Origin of the sequence: Sedimentibacter sp. (genome assembly GCF_033447055.1) — a bacterium.
Taxonomy (GTDB): domain Bacteria; phylum Bacillota; class Clostridia; order Tissierellales; family Sedimentibacteraceae; genus Sedimentibacter.
Window position 1 is genome coordinate 1 of the sequence record NZ_JAWQJF010000042.1, and the last position, 16,997, is coordinate 16,997.

Consider the following 16,997-nt stretch of genomic DNA (forward strand, 5'->3'; position numbering starts at 1 on the left):
ATCACCATTTTTGACAATTTTAGGTGCAGGGCAGCCCATGTTTATATCTATAATGTCTATATCTTTTCTTTGATTTATGTAATTTTCTACAACAAATGACATAATGTCCGGGTCGCTACCAAAAATCTGAAGAGATACAGGTTTATTTTTTTCATTAATTTTCATCAACTGCTCGGTTTTTGCATCTTTATAATACAATCCTTTGGCACTTACCATTTCAGTATATACAAGTCCTACTCCCATTTCCTTACATATTGTTCTGTAAGTTAAGTCAGTAACACCTGCCATTGGTGCAAGCACAACATTCGTATTTAATTCAATGCTGCCAACTTTAAGCTTTTCCTTCATATATAATAATTGTTTCTCCCGGACTTAATATTTCTTCATTCTCTTTTTCATCTGCAACAACAAGGCGACCTTCGCCATCGATGCTTTTGGCATATAGCTTTCTTACTGTTTTTTTGCCTCGTTTCATTACAGAAATAGTTTTATTTACAATTGCTGAATTATGTATGCATGAACTCACAGCACTGATTATCGTACCTTGCTTCATAAACTCATCATAGTGTTTCTCAACATTATTCAAAATATGTCCAATAATCAATTCTCTGTGAACATCTGTTCCTGTTTCAATTTTTAACGATGTTGATGAATTCTTTATTTCCTCATTTATTTTATCTATTTCATCTGTTCCCATGTTTGCATTTACGACCATGGATATAATTACTCCTGATGGATCATCGCTTTTGCCTACAAAATCGCAGCTTACAGATGAAATTTTATTGTTGTTAATCATAACGTCATTAGGCCATTTTATTTTACATTCAACATTGCAAGTATCCGCAACAGCTTCACAAACAGAAGAACATCCAATAACATCAAATTTCGATATCATGAGATTTTTACCAATAGGCTTTAAAATTATACTTAAATAAATGTTTTTATCTTCTCGACATATCCATTTATTTCCAAACCTCACGGTGCATTTAGATTGATTTTCAGACAGCACAACTGTTCCGTCCGGACATGTGTTAAATATATTTTTATCCTTTGCATAAGTAGATGTCAGATTATCATATTGAATGATAGTCTGACCTATTATTTTTGTATTCAAGTAATCATTAATACTGTTAAAATCGTACATAAAATCTCCCATTCTCCTTGAATATCTTACTCTAAAAAACAGTATTCGTCAAGAAATGGTTAATATATCTTCAATTGTTGATAACAGCTCTTTTACGTCTTCTAGTGTTAAATCTGCCATGTGAGCAATCCTGAACGTTTTCTCTTTTAAACCGCCATATCCGTTAGAAATTGCAAAGCCTCTTTTACCAAGTTCAGAATTTAAGTCCTTAACGCTTATTTGTCTTGTGTTTTTAACGGTTGTTAAAGTCACCGAAGCATGTTTTTCATCAGGAAACAATTCAAAATTCTTCTTTGCCCATGCTCTTGTATATTCAGCCATTTCAAGATGTCTTTTGAACCTGTTGTCCAATCCCTCTTTCATTATTAAATCCAATTGATAGTCAAGGGCAAACATAATGGATAAGTTAGGAGTTGACGGATACTGATAATCCTTTTTCTTGACTGTATCATACAGCTGTACCAAATCAAAATAAAGTCCCCTATTTTTTACTGTTCTTGCTTTCTCCACAGACCTTTCTGATATTGTACAAATTGAAAGTCCAGGAGGGAGTCCTAGTGCTTTTTGTGATGAAGTTATGCATATGTCTATTCCAAGTTTGTCAACTTCTATTTTTACACCACCTGCAGAACTTACCGTATCAACACAAAATATAACATCAGGATAATTTTTAACCACTTTGCTTATTTCCTCAATGGGATTCATCACTCCTGTGGAAGTTTCATTGTGGGTTATTGTGATTAAATCATATTTACCTGTTGATAATGCCTCTTCAACCATTTGAGATGTTGTTATGCTTCCTGGTTCTGAAGAAAACAAATCAGCCTCTACTCCGTTTGAAACAGCCATTTCATGCCATCTGTCCCCAAATGAACCTATTGAAAATATTGCAGCCCTTTCCTTTGTGCAGCACCTTACTGCTGCTTCCATCAATCCGCTGCCAGAGGATGTAGACAACAAAATTTCATTTTCTGTATAAAAAAGTTTTCTTAACTTATCTGATATATCTCTTTGAAGCTTAGAAGCTTCCTTGCTCCTGTGACCAATCATAGGAGTTGACATTTTTTCTAAAACGTCTTGTTTTACCTCTATTGGTCCTGGAATAAATAATTTTTTGTGCATATAATCCTCCAATTTTAAAAAATATATATTTATATAAAAAATTAGTCATTATCATTATTTAGAAATCACTCTAAAAATGGGGTTAGGACATACAAAAAACCTCTCATCTCTTCAGAGATGAGAGCTATTGCAACACCAACTTACTACTTACTACAAAATATTTGTATGAAGTATATACTTTTATATTTTGTGTGTCAAGATTAATTTCCCAGTAAAATGTTACAAAACTGGCACAATCATTCTTTCTTATCGTTAACAAATTATCTATTGACATTGTCGTTGTATTAGTGTACTATTTGACTATGATACTAGTACGCAATTAATGATAAGGAGGTGCATAAATGCAATTTAACAATAACATACCTATATATTTGCAGGTGATAGAAAAAATTAAACAAGACATTATAACAGGTAAGTTGAAGCCCGGCGATAAAATGCTTTCATCAAGAGAGTATTCCAATGAGCTTGGTATAAATTTCAATACAGTAGCAAGGGTTTATAAGGAGATGGAAATGGAAGAGATTTTATTTACAAAACGTGGTCTAGGTACGTTCATAACTGAATCATCAGAGCGAATTGGCAGTTTAAGATATGAAATGGCAAGAAAACAAATAGACAGCTTTATCATAGGCATGAAACAAATTGGTTATTCAAAGGAAGATATGATTAAACTTATTGAGATGGAAAATAATATAATGGAAGGGAATGAGTAATTTGAACGAAATATTAAAAATCGAGAATTTAACAAAAAAATATTACAACAAAATTGCACTTGAAGATATCAGTATAACTTTTGAGCGAGGAAAAATCTATGGATTGTTAGGCCCTAACGGAAGCGGAAAAACAACTCTTATGAAAATAATCATGGGTCTTCATAAACAAACATCAGGAGAAGTTTTCATAAACAACAATCCTTTATCATATGAATCAAAATCCAGTATATCATATATGCCCACTGAAAATTTCTTGTACGATTCTTTCAAAGTTAAACATGCTGTAAAGTTTTACGCTGACATGTATGATGACTTTAGAGCAGATTATGCTTATAAGATACTGAATGATATTAAAGTTGATCCCGAATTTAAAATTTCAAAGCTTTCATCAGGGTTAACCGGTAAATTGAAAGTTGCACTGGCTTTATCAAGAGATGTTGATATTTATATGCTGGATGAGCCTTTAAATGGGGTGGACGTATTGTCAAGAGATACAATCATGGAATTGATAACTAAATGTTATGATGAGAAAAAATCTTTTATTATTTCAACACATTTAGTGAGTGAAATCGAAACAATACTTGATTCTGTAATATTCCTCAGGGATGGCAAAATTGAGCTCTTCGGTGAAGCAGAGGAGCTAAGGCAGTCTCACGTCACATCTATTGAAGGTTTATACAAGGAGGTTTACAAAAATGTTTAATTTAATAAAGTATGAATTTTTAAGAAAATACAAATTAATTTTAATGACTGTTGTTTCAGCATTAATTATCAATTTATTTTTAATAACAAGAGGAGTTTCAGGAAGTTCAATATTTTTGGTATTTTTTCCCTTTATTTTGTCAATACTATATGTCAGTGACATAATAAGAATGTACGGTGACGATTTAAATAAGAAATCAGGATATATGCTTTTTATGACACCTAACAGCGGATATAAAATTATTGTATCAAAGCTTATTACAGCTGTATTTGAAGGATTGGCAATTATACTTTTATATTTTGTGTTCATATTGTTAAATGGAGCTTACATTATTTATGTTGCCGGTGATTATATTAACTTTGATGAAGTGATTCGTGCAATCAATATGCTGCTTTCAGGAAGTTTGGGATTTAATCTCGGTCATGTGTTTGTATTATTATTTGCTGCTCTTGTTTTTATAATAGGTTTTATAATTACAGCTTATACAGCAATGACCATAAGAAAAAGCATATTTTCTGAAAATAAATTTGGAGGTTTGTTAAGCTTCATAATTTTCATCGGACTAAACTGGATTATATCTTACACATCAGGCAAGTTATTCTCAGTTTTATCTCCTTATTATGACTCTTATGCGAATTTAAACAATGTTTCAGCTTCTGAATTAGTGGTTATTTTGTTCCCTATGATTGCAGTATCAATAATTCAAAGCATATTATTAACTATTTGTTCAGGTTATCTTTTGGAAAAGAAAATCAATTTATAATTATATGTAAAAAAGGGGTGAAATTATGAAAAAAACAGCAAATATACTAATAACAATTATTGCTATTATGTCATTATCAGGGTGCACTTCAAACTTTAAAGTTAATGAAGATGCTGTAAAGGAAGTTTCAGACAAAATTACTGAAACAATAATTGACACGGTGGGGAAAGAAAAAGCAGAAAAACAAGAATCTCAAACTATTAATGCTGTAGGCTTAAAAACATTAAATATTAAAAGTGCAGTAGGTGATATAAATATTACAACTCATGAATCTGAAGATGCAATTATAAATATTAATATTGCGTCAAATTCAAACTCTAAAGAAAAAGCTGAACAATTAATTGAAGACTTCACTTACACAGCTGAAAAGCAATTTAATTCAATAGTCATAGACACTTCAAATCAAGGCAGATTAATTGATAATGACAGAATTGAAACAGAACTAAACATTTCTATTCCTTCAAATATTGAAAATATAATTATTTCTTTAAATGTGGGAAATATTAACATTAAAAATATTAACGGAAAATTTGAAGCTGTATGCAATGTAAGCAAAATAAATATTGAAAATTCAACAGGATTTTATAACTTAAAAACAGATGTGGGCGATATTGTTTTAAACGAATCCACAGCTACAGAAAAATCAGAATTTTTTACTAACACCGGAGATATTAAATTGTCCTTATCAGATATAACAAACGCTAAAGCTGTAACTGCTAAAACCAGCGTTGGCAGCATTAAAATGTCTCTTCCTGAAAATTCAAGCTATAAAACAGTTATCAACGAATTTATGAAAGATGAAAAAGTTGAAACAAAGGGAGAAGGTAAAACAAAAATAGCTCTTGAAACAGGTGTTGGCAGTATCGATTTCAACTAAAATATTCTTTTATAATTGTTAAAGATGCACTCGTGCATCTTTTTTATTGTATTTTGATGTTTTGTTTCTTCAATACAGTGGTATAATAAGTATGAATGAAAAAATTACCTTTATAAAATCAATCTTCTATTGTATAATTAATTATATAATTTACATAATTTTCATGTATTTTTTACACCTTGCAAATATACTATAATAATTAAAGTATCGGAGAGTGTTATGAAAAACGAAAACGAACTGCCCATATATCTGTTTAATCAAGGTACAAACTATTATTCATATAACTTTCTTGGTTCGCATATTTTAAAAGAAAAGCAAGGTACTTTATTCAGAGTTTGGGCACCGAAAGCAAAATATGTACATGTTGTAGGAAATTTTAACTCTTGGCAAAAAAATGAAAGCTTCCAAATGAAAAAGCTTGCTCAAAGTGGTATATGGGAATTATTCATCCCTGGGATAACGCATGGTGAATTATATAAATATTTAATAACTGCAAACGACGGAAGAGAATTGTATAAGTCGGATCCTTTTGCTTTTTCTTCTCAAACAAAGGACGAAACTGCTTCCATTGTTCATAATATAAGCTGTTACAACTGGCGCGATAAAAATTGGCAAAACTATAAAAAATCGATTAATTTATACCAACTTCCCATCAATATATATGAAATGAATCTTTCCTCCTGGAAGCGAAAACCAAATGGAGAATTATATACATACAGAGAAATTGCTCCTATGTTAATATCTCATGCGAAAGAACACAACTTTACCCATATTGAATTAATGCCCATTATGGAACACCCTTTTGACGGCTCCTGGGGATATCAAGTTTCAGGCTATTATGCTCCTACAAAGCGCTTTGGGGAACCTGATGACTTAAAATATTTAATAGATGAATGCCATTTAAACGGCATAGGTGTATTGCTGGACTGGGTTCCTGCTCATTTTCCAAAAGATGCACACGGCTTATACAAATTTGACGGAAACTGTCTCTATGAATATGACGACATAGAAAAGAGAGAAAATATAAGTTGGGGCACCCACAAATTTAATTACGGAAAACCTGAAGTTCAATCATTTTTAATTTCCAACGCAATATTTTGGTTGGAAATATACCATGCAGACGGCTTGAGAGTTGATGCGGTAAGTTCCATGCTTTATTTAGACTATGATAAAAAACAAGGTGAGTGGACTCCTAATATTTACGGAGGAAATGAAAATCTTGAAGCAATAGAATTTTTAAAAAAATTAAACGAAACAGTTTTTAAGCTATATCCAAATACCATGATGATTGCCGAAGAATCCACTGCATGGCCCATGGTTACAAAGCCTGTTTACTTAGGTGGGCTAGGCTTTAATTTTAAATGGAATATGGGTTGGATGAACGATATTCTTGACTATATGGAAACTGATCCTTTTTTCAGAAAATACAAACACGAAAACATTACTTTTTCCCTGCATTATGCTTTCAGTGAAAATTTTATACTTCCTTTATCGCATGATGAAGTTGTCCACGGTAAAAAATCAATTTTAAACAAAATGCCCGGACCATATGAAGAAAAATTTGCAAATGTGAGAGTTCTTCTTGGGTTCATGATGGCTCATCCAGGAAAAAAATTAAACTTTATGGGGTATGAAACAGGTCAGTTTACAGAATGGGACTTCAATAAAGAAGTTGAATGGTTTTTAAATGAGTATGAATATCACAAAAAATTGAACATATATATTAAAAGTTTGAATGAATTTTATTTAACTTGTTCGGAATTGTGGGAAATTGATTATTCATGGGAAGGTTTCAAGTGGATTTCAAACAATGATTTCGAACAAAATATTATTGCATTCAAAAGAATGAATAAACAAGAAGATGAGTTAATTGCAGTTTTAAATTTTTCTCCTGTGGAAAGGCACGATTATTTAATAGGAGCCGACAATGGCATTTATACAGAAATTTTCAATTCCAACGCTGAAGAATACGGTGGAACAGGAACCGGCAACAATGGAAAAATTATTTCATCAACTGGAAATATTCACGGGTATGATTCATTCATATCTTTGACGGTACCGCCTCTTTCGGTTATTTTTTTTAAAAAAGATAAAAAGTATAATATGAACAAAATGGGAGGTAAAATATATGAAATTAACTAAAAAAGAATGTGTGGTAATGCTGCTTGCCGGCGGGCAAGGCAGCAGGCTTGGAGCACTCACTACTAAAATCGCAAAGCCATCTGTACCATTCGGGGGCAAGTATAGAATTATTGACTTTGCGCTTTCTAACTGTGTAAACTCACATCTTGACACAATTGGTGTTTTGACTCAGTATCAGCCATTAATATTGAATTCTTACATAGGCGATGGAAAGTCATGGGATTTGGACAGAATGAATGGTGGTATTCAAATACTTCCTCCTTATCAAAGGGTTGGAGACTCTGAATGGTACTCCGGCACAGCAAATTCAATTTATCAAAACATAGATTTCATTGATCAATATGATCCGGAATTCGTATTGGTTCTATCTGGAGACCATATTTATAAAATGGATTATTCTTTAATGATTAATTACCACAAGGAAAAAAATGCAGATTGTACAATATCTGTTATAGACGTTCCTTTAAAAGAAGCATCACGTTTCGGAATTTTAAGTTCAGATGCTACAGGCAGAATAACAGAGTTTGAAGAAAAACCAAAAAAACCTAAAAGTACTCATGCATCTATGGGAATTTACGTATTTACATGGAAAAAACTTAAAGAATATCTTGAAATTGATAATAGAAATCCCGATTCTTCAAAAGACTTCGGTAAAGATGTAATACCTTCAATGCTTAAAAGAAATGAAATTATGTACTCGTATGAATTTAAAGGATATTGGAAGGATGTTGGAACAATAGATTCGCTCTGGCAAGCTAATATGGATTTGCTTGGCAGCAATGGTTTTGATTTAACCGGTGACTGGGTAATATATTCAAGGCACGCAGAAAGACCACCTCATTACATAAGCAAAAACGCTCTGGTTAAAAACTCTATTGTTTCAGAAGGAGCAGTAATTTTAGGAACTGTTGAAAATTCTATTATATTTTCTGGTGTAAAAGTAAGTGAAAATGCAATTGTAAAAGATTCGGTTATAATGGCAGATGTTGAAATTAAAGAAAATTCTGCCGTGTATTATTCAATAATTGATGAGATGGTTAAAATTGGATCTAATCTTAAAATTGGAACTCCAAGGGAGCAGAACTACGGAATTACTGTAATACCACGCGCAAGCATCATTAATAACATGTAGGGGAGAGATAAAATGAATGCTTTAGGAATTATATTTTCAGATATGCAGGATTGGAGTATGACAGAACTTGCTTCTCATCGTTCTGTTGCAGCGATACCATTTGGTGGAAGATACAGGCTCATAGATTTTCCTCTTTCTAATATGGTAAATTCAGGAATGAATAAAATTTGTATCATAACAAAAAGCAACTATCGTTCTTTAATGGAACACGTAGGCTCTGGAAAAGACTGGGATTTATCGAGAAAAAAAGGTGGAATACTCATATTTCCTCCATATGCTGTCGGAGAAAACCACGGTCTTTTTAAAGGAAGACTTGATGCTTTAAAAAGGGTATTGGATTATATTTCATCTTCTAAGGAAAAGTATGTTGTTTTGTCAGATTGCGATATGATTTGCAATATTGATTATAACAAAGTAATAAGTTATCATGAATCAAAAAATTCTGATATAACAGCTATATATACAAAAGCAACCCTGGAAAAGAACAGTTCCATTCATAAAATTTTGTATGAATTTGATGAAGAGGGACGTGCTGACGACATTTTGGTTTATCCTATTACACAAGGATCACATAACGTTGGTTTAAACTCATGGGTTATGAATAAGGACTTTTTGGAATCTATCATATATGATGCCATTGCACGTAATTATAAAGATTTCAGCTGTGACGTTTTAGCAGCAAAAGTTCATTCCTTAAGGATTTTTGGTTATGAATATAATGGTTTCTATGCACATATTGATTCGCTGCAAAGCTATTACGACAACAGTATGGAACTTTTAAACATAGAAAAACAGCAAAGTCTTTTTTACGCAAAAACAGGTCCCATATACACAAAGACAAAAGACTCTGCTCCTACGAAATATAGTAAAGATGCCAATGTAAAAAATTCACTGATAGCCAGCGGTTGTATAATTGAAGGAACAGTTGAAAACTCCATTGTTTTTAGAGGAGTAAAAGTAGGAAAAAATGCTGTTATTAAAAATTCCATTATTATGCCTCATGGTACAATCGGCGAAAATGCACAACTAAATTCAATTGTAACAGATACATACGCTTATGTTAATAATGATCGTGTACTGTTGGGATACTCTAATTGTCCATTTTTTATTAAAAACCATTCAATTGTATAGGAGGTATTATGAGTGCTATGAAAGTATTGTATGCGGCTTCCGAAGCTGCTCCTTTTATTGCTACGGGAGGTCTTGGAGAAGTTGCAGGTTCGCTTCCAAAAACTTTGGCAGAAAAATATAAAAATAAAATAGATATAAGAGTAATATTACCTTTGTACCAAGGAATATATGACAGAAATAATTTTGAATTCATAGGAAAAACTTCTGTTCCACTTGCGTGGAGGCAGCAATACTGTGGAGTATTCAAAAAAAGACTTGATAATATTACATATTATTTTATTGATAATGAATACTATTTTAACAGAAGTGATTGCTATGGACATTTTGATGATGGAGAAAGATTTGCATTTTTCTCAAAATCAATTTTACATATATTGAATATGATTGATTTTATGCCTGACATAATACATGCCAACGACTGGCAGACATCATTGGTTCCGATTTATTTGAAAACTAAGTATAGCAACTCCAAAGGATACAGCAGCATCAAAACAATAATTACCATTCATAACATTGAGTACCAAGGTATATATGACTTAACTATTGCTGAAGATATTTTTGATTTGCATGGAAAAGAAAAATCAATAATTGAATACAATGGGTCAATAAACTTGCTAAAAGGTGCATTGGAAACAAGTGATATTATAAGCACAGTAAGTGAAAGCTATTCAAATGAAATACTTGATGATTATTATGCTCATGGTCTTGCTTTGATTATTAAAAGAAATAGTTTAAAATTAAGAGGTATATTAAATGGAATTGACACAGATTTTTATAACCCGGAAAATGATAACGCATTGTTTGAAAACTACAGCAAGGATAATTTAAAGAATAAAACAATAAACAAATTGGACCTTCAGTCATTGGCAGGTCTTCCTCAGGATGAAAATATTCCTGTTGTTGGAATAATATCAAGGCTCGTTAAGCATAAAGGCTTTGACCTGATAATAAATGATATTGAGGAAGTTTTAAAAGAAAAAGTGCAATTTATAATTCTTGGTAAGGGCGACCATGGTTATGAGCTTTATTTCAAATCTCTGCAGAACAGATATCACGAAAAAGTTGCAGCAAGAATAGACTTTAACTCTGACCTTGCAAGAAAAATATATGCAGGTTCTGACTTTTTGCTTATGCCTTCCATAAGTGAACCTTGCGGAATAGCTCAAATGATTGCTTCCAGGTACGGTACAGTTCCCATAGTCCGTGAAACAGGTGGATTGAAGGATTCAATACATGATTGCAGTCTTGGCTCCGGCAACGGCTTCACATTTTATGAACAAAAGCCAAAAGTACTGGCAAATACTATTAAAAGAGCTTTAAAAGTATACAACAACAAAGAGGATTGGGAAAAACTTGTTGAAACGGTAATGTCAATCGATTTTAGCTGGAACAAGTCAGCAGAGAAATATTACGATATGTTTCAAAGCTTATTAAACCAAGGAGAAAAATAAATGTGGGAATCAAATATTGACGTAAAACTCATCAACGATCTAATTGATGGAGAAATTTCCCGTTATTGGAATACAGAACCTAATAGTGCTAATTCAAATCAAATTTACAGAGCCCTGTGTATTGTAATAAGAGATATGCTTCTTAAAAAGCGCAACAAATTCATTAAGCAAGAAAGCAAAAATGAACAAAAACGAGTATATTACATGTGCATGGAATTTCTTACAGGCAAATCTTTGAAAAATAATTTATACAATTTGAATATAGAGCAGATTGTTTCGAAAGCATTAGAAAAATATAATGTTAATTTAGAAGATCTGTACACAATAGAAAAAGACCCGGGACTTGGAAATGGAGGTCTTGGGAGGCTGGCTGCCTGTTTTATGGACTCTCTTGCAACTCAAAATTACCCTGCTGTAGGATTTTCAATAAAATATGAATTTGGACTTTTTAAGCAAAAAATCATAGATGGATGGCAGACAGAACTTCCTGATGATTGGCTTACAACTTCTGATGTCTGGCTTATACCAAGAACAGAAGAACGAGTTATTGTAAAATTTGACGGGAAAATCAGAGAAGAATGGACTGATAAGGGTTTAAAAATACATCATGACTATCCTACATTAATTGAAGCAATACCTTATGACATGATGATATCCGGATATGAAAGCAATGGAGTGAGCCTATTGAGGCTTTGGGAATCAAGAAGCTTGAACAGTATAGACATGAACTTGTTTTCTCAAGGTGATTATTTAAGAGCATTAGCAGAGGACTCACTGGGAGAAGCAATTTCAAAAGTTTTATATCCAACTGATAATCATCATGAAGGCAAAATATTAAGGCTGAAGCAGCAATATTTTCTTGTGTCTTCTTCAGCTCAAAATATCGTAAAATATCATATGAAAATTTACGGCACTCTTGACAATTTCAGCGATAAAGTTGCAATTCATATTAATGATACTCACCCTGCTTTGATAATACCTGAGTTAATGCGCATTTTCATGGACGATTACAATTACTCCTGGGAAAAAGCATGGGATTTAGTTATCAACACTGTTTCCTACACAAATCATACTGTACTGTCTGAAGCTTTGGAAACATTTGATGAAAATATAGTAAAAGCAAAACTTCCGCGAATTTATATGATTATACAAGAAATAAACAGGCGCTTTTTAGAACAAGCAAATGTTAAATATAACGGCGACTGGAACAAAGCAGTTATAATGTCCATTTTTGGCTTTGGAAAAATAAACATGGCGAATTTGTGCATCATGGGAAGCCATTGTGTTAATGGAGTTGCAAAGCTTCATACAGACATACTGAAAAAAACTGTGTTTAAGCCTTTTTATGAATATAGCCCAAACAAATTTATTAATGTTACAAACGGAATTACTCACAGACGATGGGTCAATCAGGCAAATCCCATGTTAAAGGAATTATTAGATGACTTGGTTGGACCTGGATACTACTTGAACCCTGAAAAGCTGAGTTATCTTAAAAATTATAAAAATGACGACACCGTGCTTACAAAATTAGAAGAAATAAAATACAGCAATAAAAAAAGGCTTGCTGAATATGTGAATAAAATCAATCACATTAATTTGAATGTGGACTCCATATTTGACATTCAGGCGAAAAGAATGCATGAATACAAAAGGCAGCTTTTAAATGCGATGAGAATAATAAGCATCATTATTGATATTAATGAAGGAAAAGCTGAAAATATTGTGCCGGAAACTTTCATATTTGCTGCAAAAGCCGCTCCCGGTTACTTCAGGGCAAAGGAAATAATACAGCTGATATTTGCTTTAAGCGATTATATCAACAAAAATACTTTTATAAAAAAATATATTAATGTTGTATTTTTGGAGAACTATTCTGTAAGTTTAGCAGAATTAATTATTCCCGCAGGAGAAATAAGCGAGCAAATATCTTTGGCAGGCAAGGAAGCAAGTGGAACAGGAAACATGAAGTTCATGATAAACGGTTCTCTTACAATAGGCACTTACGATGGTGCCAATGTAGAAATTATAGAAGAAGTAGGAGAAGAAAATTTCTTTTTATTCGGAATGAGGGACTATGAAGTTGAAAATTTGTGGAAACAAGGTTATTCCTCCATACAATATTATCAAAAAAATGCAAAGCTTCGAAAAATATTAGATTTTTTAAACAAGGGAATAAACGGAAAGTCCTTTGAATCTATTTCCAAATACTTAATTGGAGGATCTTCTGTGGGAGATCCATATATGTGCTTTGCTGATTTTGACAGCTACATGGAAGTTCATGAACGAGCTTCTCATTTATATTTCAATGATAAAAGAAAGTGGAATCAAATGTCGTTAATAAACATTGCTTCTGCAGGAGTATTTTCCTCCGACAGAACTATAAGCGAATATGCCGGCAAAATATGGAACTTACAGGCAATTAAAAATTAATAATACTATTATAAGGACGTTTTTATGTATATATTTGATAGCCAATCAGAATTTTTTAGATTTCCTCAGGGCGGAATTAAAACAAATTGTGAAATTACATTTAAAATATATGTAAAACGCAATTTACATTGCAGTCCAAAAATATTAATAGAAAAAAGACATGACTATGACAAAATACTCTACAAAAGCATCAACATGGAATGGATTGGTGCAAAAAAAAATTATGATTTATACAAGGGTGTTATTTCAATAAAGGAATATGGTCATTATTATTATTCCTTTATTTTTGATGAAAATAATTGTTCAAAACTTTATGAGCTTTTAATATATGATGTAGATTATTCCACGCCCCATTGGATTAAAGGTGGAATAATATATCATATTTTTGTTGACCGATTTTATAAAAAGAAAACATTGCATAAAGACGGCGACATTGAAATAAGAAATGATTGGGGCGGAATTCCCCACTATTTGCCTGATGAAAATGGGAAAATTATAAATAATGATTTTTTCGGTGGAAACTTAGACGGAATCACAGAAAAACTTCCTTACCTTTCAAGCCTTGGAGTTACAGCAATATACCTTTCCCCCATATTTGAAGCTTATTCAAACCACAAGTACGATACAGGAGATTATTCTTCTGTGGATCCCATGTTTGGTTCTGAAAATATTTTGTCCGGACTGTGTTCAGAAGCAGAAAGCCTCGGTATTTCTGTAATACTTGACGGCGTATTCAACCACACTGGAACTGACAGCATCTACTTTAACAAAGACGGCCATTACAATTCTACAGGTGCATTCCAAAGCAAAGAATCCCCCTACTATGACTGGTACATGTTCAACAAATGGAATGATGACTATGTATGCTGGTGGAATATTAAAACATTACCTGCAATAAATAAATCAAGCAAAAGTTATATCAACTTTATAGCTGGCGAAAATGGTGTTTTAAAACACTGGCAGAAAATCGGCGTTAAAGGATGGCGCTTAGACGTAGCTGATGAATTGCCCAATGAATTCTTAAATAATCTCAGAAGTGCAATAAAAGGCATAGACAAGGAAGCATACATAGTTGGTGAAGTTTGGGAAGACGCTTCAAATAAATTTGCTTACAGCAAGCTAAAAGAATATTTCTGCGGCAAACAGCTGGATTCAGTTACAAATTATCCCTTAAGAGACGCCATTATAAATTATGTGAAAAATAAGGACTGCAGCGAACTGTATGAAACAATGAACATGATAATTGAAAAATATCCTCCTCAAACTGTTAATTGTCTGATGAATGTTTTAGGTACGCACGATACTGCAAGAATTCTTACATTGCTTGGAAGCAGTGAAGTTCCTCTTGATAAATCAGAAATGGCATGTATGAATTTAACAGAAGGAACAAAGCTTTTAAAAATTGCTGTTCTCCTGCAGATGACCCTTCCCGGTGTTCCTTGCATTTATTATGGCGATGAAGCAGGAGTTGAAGGATGGAGTGATCCTTTTAACAGAACATGCTATCCCTGGGGAAATGAAAACCAGGAAATCATGAATCATTATAAGTATTTAGCTGAATTTCGTAAATATAACAGCATATTTTCTGAAGGAAAATATAAATGTCTGGTACATGACAAAGGTGTATTTGTTTTTGAAAGATACAATGAAAAAAATAAAATAATTGTAGCTTTAAATATGAACCCAAATGCCATCACTTTATGTTTGAATAAAAGTATGAAAGAATATGGCACTTCATATGCGAATAACAAATATGATTTAAAGAGCAATGAATATATGATTTTATGCTCTGTATAAAGATTATTTATTTTCTCGACTGCTGCTTACAGTTATTTCCTTGATCTTATCCGCGAGACTGTTTGTCAAAAGTTCTTTTCTAACCCTCCAAGCCCAGTTGTTTCCGAGAGTTGAAGGGGTGTTTATTCTTGCACTTGAACCCAGGCACAGGAAATCCTGCAGAGGGACAATGCACAAACTTGCCTTGCTTGAATAAATAGATTTTATTATTTCCCACATTATATCATTTGTACCATTAAAAATATCACCTTTTATGCCAAGAACATTTAAAACAAATTGTTTTTTGTCATTCTCAAGCTTTTCAAACCATCCCTTCAATGTATCATTGTCGTGGGTTCCTGTATAGGCAACACAATTATTTTCATAGTTTGAAGGCAGGTATGGATTCAAGGGATTGCCGTCAAAAGCGAACTGAAGAACCTTCATTCCCGGAAAACCGGTACTTTCCTTTAAATTTAGCACACTTTCTGTTATTATTCCTAAATCCTCTGCAATAACATTTACATTTCCAAGATGCTCTTTAACAGCAAGGAACAGTTCACTTCCATATGCCTTCATCCATTTACCGTTCACAGCATTTAAAGAACCATAGTCTACTGCATAAAATTCATCAAATCCTCTGAAGTGATCAATTCGTACTGCATCATAAAGATTTAAAGAAAACTTAATTCTTTCAATCCACCATCTGAAGTTTGTTTTTCTTAAATATTCCCAGTTGTAAACAGGATTTCCCCAAAGCTGACCTTCAGCAGAAAATGCGTCTGGAGGAACTCCCGCAACCAGTGATGGTTTGTAATTTTCATCGAACATAAAAATATTTAAGTTGCACCATACGTCAACACTATCCATAGCTGCATAAATTGGAATGTCTCCTATTATAGAAACACCTTTCTCACCTGCATATTTTTTAAAATCAAAATATTGTATGTAGAATTTAAATTGAAGAAATATCCAAAAATCAATTTCTTCTTTAAGTTCATATTTTGCCTTTTCTATTATTTCACGATTTCGCCCTGCAGTGTCAGCATCCCATTTATACCACGGAAGCTGATTGTTTTTATATTTCAATGCCATGAACAAGGCATAATCATTAACCCACTCGTTTTTTATTTTAAAATCATAGATTTTTCTTTCATAAGAAGCCGGCGCATTTTTGTACGCTTTTCTTAACACATCATATCTTTTGTAAAACTGCTTTTCATAATCGATATATTCAATATCATCTGCCAAATTCAAACTAAAGCAATCTTCTTCTGAAATCAATCCTTCCTCTATAAGCATTTCCAGATCAATAAAGTATGGATTTCCTGCAAAGGAAGAAAAGGATGAATAAGGAGAATCACCGTAAGAAACAGGACCAATGGGCAATATCTGCCAATATTTTTGTCCTGACTTATGCAATAATTTTACAAATTCATATGCTTCCTTTCCAAAAGTACCTATGCCATATTTAGAAGGCAATGAGCTTATTGGGAGAAATATACCCGAACCTATTTTTAACATATCATTCTCCATGAATAAAATAATTACTTATATGATTATATCATATAAGTAATGCTTACAGAACATCCTACTTGACAATTTTTAAC

14 protein-coding genes are annotated in these 16,997 nt (G+C 32.6%); 10 read left to right on the plus strand and 4 right to left on the minus strand.

Features of this window, described 5'->3' with window-relative positions; all coding sequences use genetic code 11:
• The 3 genes from SA378_RS02610 to SA378_RS02620 form a co-directional block, all read right to left on the minus strand.
• A partial coding sequence (locus SA378_RS02610) for a tRNA-dihydrouridine synthase (protein WP_318524435.1) occupies positions 1–348 on the minus strand: 348 nt, incomplete at its 3' end.
• A complete protein-coding gene (locus tag SA378_RS02615) occupies positions 332–1,144 on the minus strand; it encodes a biotin--[acetyl-CoA-carboxylase] ligase (RefSeq protein ID WP_318524436.1) in 813 nt (270 codons plus the stop codon). The genes SA378_RS02615 and SA378_RS02610, both read right to left, overlap by 17 nt.
• Positions 1,145–1,192: 48 nt before the next feature.
• Entirely contained in the window at positions 1,193–2,266 is a 1,074-nt protein-coding gene (locus SA378_RS02620; RefSeq protein ID WP_318524437.1) for an alanine--glyoxylate aminotransferase family protein, read from the minus strand.
• 341 nt (positions 2,267–2,607) lie between these two features.
• On the opposite strand from SA378_RS02620, the gene SA378_RS02625 reads away from it, so the two are divergent.
• The 10 genes from SA378_RS02625 to SA378_RS02670 all read left to right on the plus strand — a co-directional run bounded on the left by SA378_RS02625 (position 2,608) and on the right by SA378_RS02670 (position 15,408).
• Positions 2,608–2,979, plus strand: a complete 372-nt coding sequence (locus SA378_RS02625; RefSeq protein WP_318524438.1) for a GntR family transcriptional regulator — start codon at positions 2,608–2,610, stop codon at positions 2,977–2,979.
• Positions 2,972–3,682 (plus strand): ABC transporter ATP-binding protein, encoded by a 711-nt coding sequence (locus tag SA378_RS02630; RefSeq protein WP_318524439.1) that lies wholly within the window; start codon positions 2,972–2,974, stop codon positions 3,680–3,682. The genes SA378_RS02625 and SA378_RS02630 overlap by 8 nt, the downstream gene beginning before the upstream one ends.
• On the plus strand, positions 3,675–4,445 hold the full coding sequence (locus SA378_RS02635) for a hypothetical protein (RefSeq protein ID WP_318524440.1): 771 nt from the start codon (positions 3,675–3,677) through the stop codon (positions 4,443–4,445). Before SA378_RS02630 ends, SA378_RS02635 begins: the two co-directional genes overlap by 8 nt.
• Positions 4,446–4,470: 25 nt before the next feature.
• Positions 4,471–5,322 (plus strand): DUF4097 family beta strand repeat-containing protein, encoded by an 852-nt coding sequence (locus tag SA378_RS02640; protein WP_318524441.1) that lies wholly within the window; start codon positions 4,471–4,473, stop codon positions 5,320–5,322.
• Positions 5,323–5,541: 219 nt separating this feature from the next.
• Positions 5,542–7,464, plus strand: a complete 1,923-nt coding sequence (glgB, locus tag SA378_RS02645; protein ID WP_318524442.1) for a 1,4-alpha-glucan branching protein GlgB — start codon at positions 5,542–5,544, stop codon at positions 7,462–7,464.
• Positions 7,451–8,596: a glucose-1-phosphate adenylyltransferase gene (locus SA378_RS02650; protein ID WP_318524443.1), complete on the plus strand. Its 1,146-nt coding sequence runs from the start codon at positions 7,451–7,453 to the stop codon at positions 8,594–8,596. Before glgB ends, SA378_RS02650 begins: the two co-directional genes overlap by 14 nt.
• A gap of 12 nt (positions 8,597–8,608) precedes the next feature.
• Entirely contained in the window at positions 8,609–9,727 is a 1,119-nt protein-coding gene (gene glgD, locus SA378_RS02655; protein WP_318524444.1) for a glucose-1-phosphate adenylyltransferase subunit GlgD, read from the plus strand.
• 8 nt (positions 9,728–9,735) lie between these two features.
• Positions 9,736–11,178, plus strand: a complete 1,443-nt coding sequence (glgA, locus tag SA378_RS02660) for a glycogen synthase GlgA (RefSeq protein WP_318524445.1) — start codon at positions 9,736–9,738, stop codon at positions 11,176–11,178.
• Positions 11,179–13,611 (plus strand): glycogen/starch/alpha-glucan family phosphorylase, encoded by a 2,433-nt coding sequence (glgP, locus tag SA378_RS02665; RefSeq protein ID WP_318524446.1) that lies wholly within the window; start codon positions 11,179–11,181, stop codon positions 13,609–13,611. It begins immediately after the preceding gene.
• 24 nt (positions 13,612–13,635) lie between these two features.
• Entirely contained in the window at positions 13,636–15,408 is a 1,773-nt protein-coding gene (locus SA378_RS02670) for a glycoside hydrolase family 13 protein (RefSeq protein WP_318524447.1), read from the plus strand.
• Between the two features lie 3 nt (positions 15,409–15,411).
• On the opposite strand, the gene malQ is transcribed toward SA378_RS02670, so the two are convergent.
• Positions 15,412–16,911, minus strand: coding sequence for a 4-alpha-glucanotransferase (malQ, locus tag SA378_RS02675; RefSeq protein ID WP_318524448.1), 1,500 nt, complete (start codon positions 16,909–16,911; stop codon positions 15,412–15,414).
• Positions 16,912–16,997: the final 86 nt, after the last annotated feature.

What these genes read in the sequence shown, in the direction of transcription:
- SA378_RS02615 (WP_318524436.1), bottom strand. Translation starts at nt 1,144, where the DNA reads ATGTACGATTTTAACAGTATTAATGATTACTTGAATACAAAAATAATA.
- SA378_RS02620 (WP_318524437.1), bottom strand. Translation starts at nt 2,266, where the DNA reads ATGCACAAAAAATTATTTATTCCAGGACCAATAGAGGTAAAACAAGAC.
- SA378_RS02625 (WP_318524438.1), top strand. Translation starts at nt 2,608, where the DNA reads ATGCAATTTAACAATAACATACCTATATATTTGCAGGTGATAGAAAAA.
- SA378_RS02630 (WP_318524439.1), top strand. Translation starts at nt 2,972, where the DNA reads ATGAGTAATTTGAACGAAATATTAAAAATCGAGAATTTAACAAAAAAA.
- SA378_RS02635 (WP_318524440.1), top strand. Translation starts at nt 3,675, where the DNA reads ATGTTTAATTTAATAAAGTATGAATTTTTAAGAAAATACAAATTAATT.
- SA378_RS02640 (WP_318524441.1), top strand. Translation starts at nt 4,471, where the DNA reads ATGAAAAAAACAGCAAATATACTAATAACAATTATTGCTATTATGTCA.
- glgB (WP_318524442.1), top strand. Translation starts at nt 5,542, where the DNA reads ATGAAAAACGAAAACGAACTGCCCATATATCTGTTTAATCAAGGTACA.
- SA378_RS02650 (WP_318524443.1), top strand. Translation starts at nt 7,451, where the DNA reads ATGAAATTAACTAAAAAAGAATGTGTGGTAATGCTGCTTGCCGGCGGG.
- glgD (WP_318524444.1), top strand. Translation starts at nt 8,609, where the DNA reads ATGAATGCTTTAGGAATTATATTTTCAGATATGCAGGATTGGAGTATG.
- glgA (WP_318524445.1), top strand. Translation starts at nt 9,736, where the DNA reads ATGAGTGCTATGAAAGTATTGTATGCGGCTTCCGAAGCTGCTCCTTTT.
- glgP (WP_318524446.1), top strand. Translation starts at nt 11,179, where the DNA reads ATGTGGGAATCAAATATTGACGTAAAACTCATCAACGATCTAATTGAT.
- SA378_RS02670 (WP_318524447.1), top strand. Translation starts at nt 13,636, where the DNA reads ATGTATATATTTGATAGCCAATCAGAATTTTTTAGATTTCCTCAGGGC.
- malQ (WP_318524448.1), bottom strand. Translation starts at nt 16,911, where the DNA reads ATGTTAAAAATAGGTTCGGGTATATTTCTCCCAATAAGCTCATTGCCT.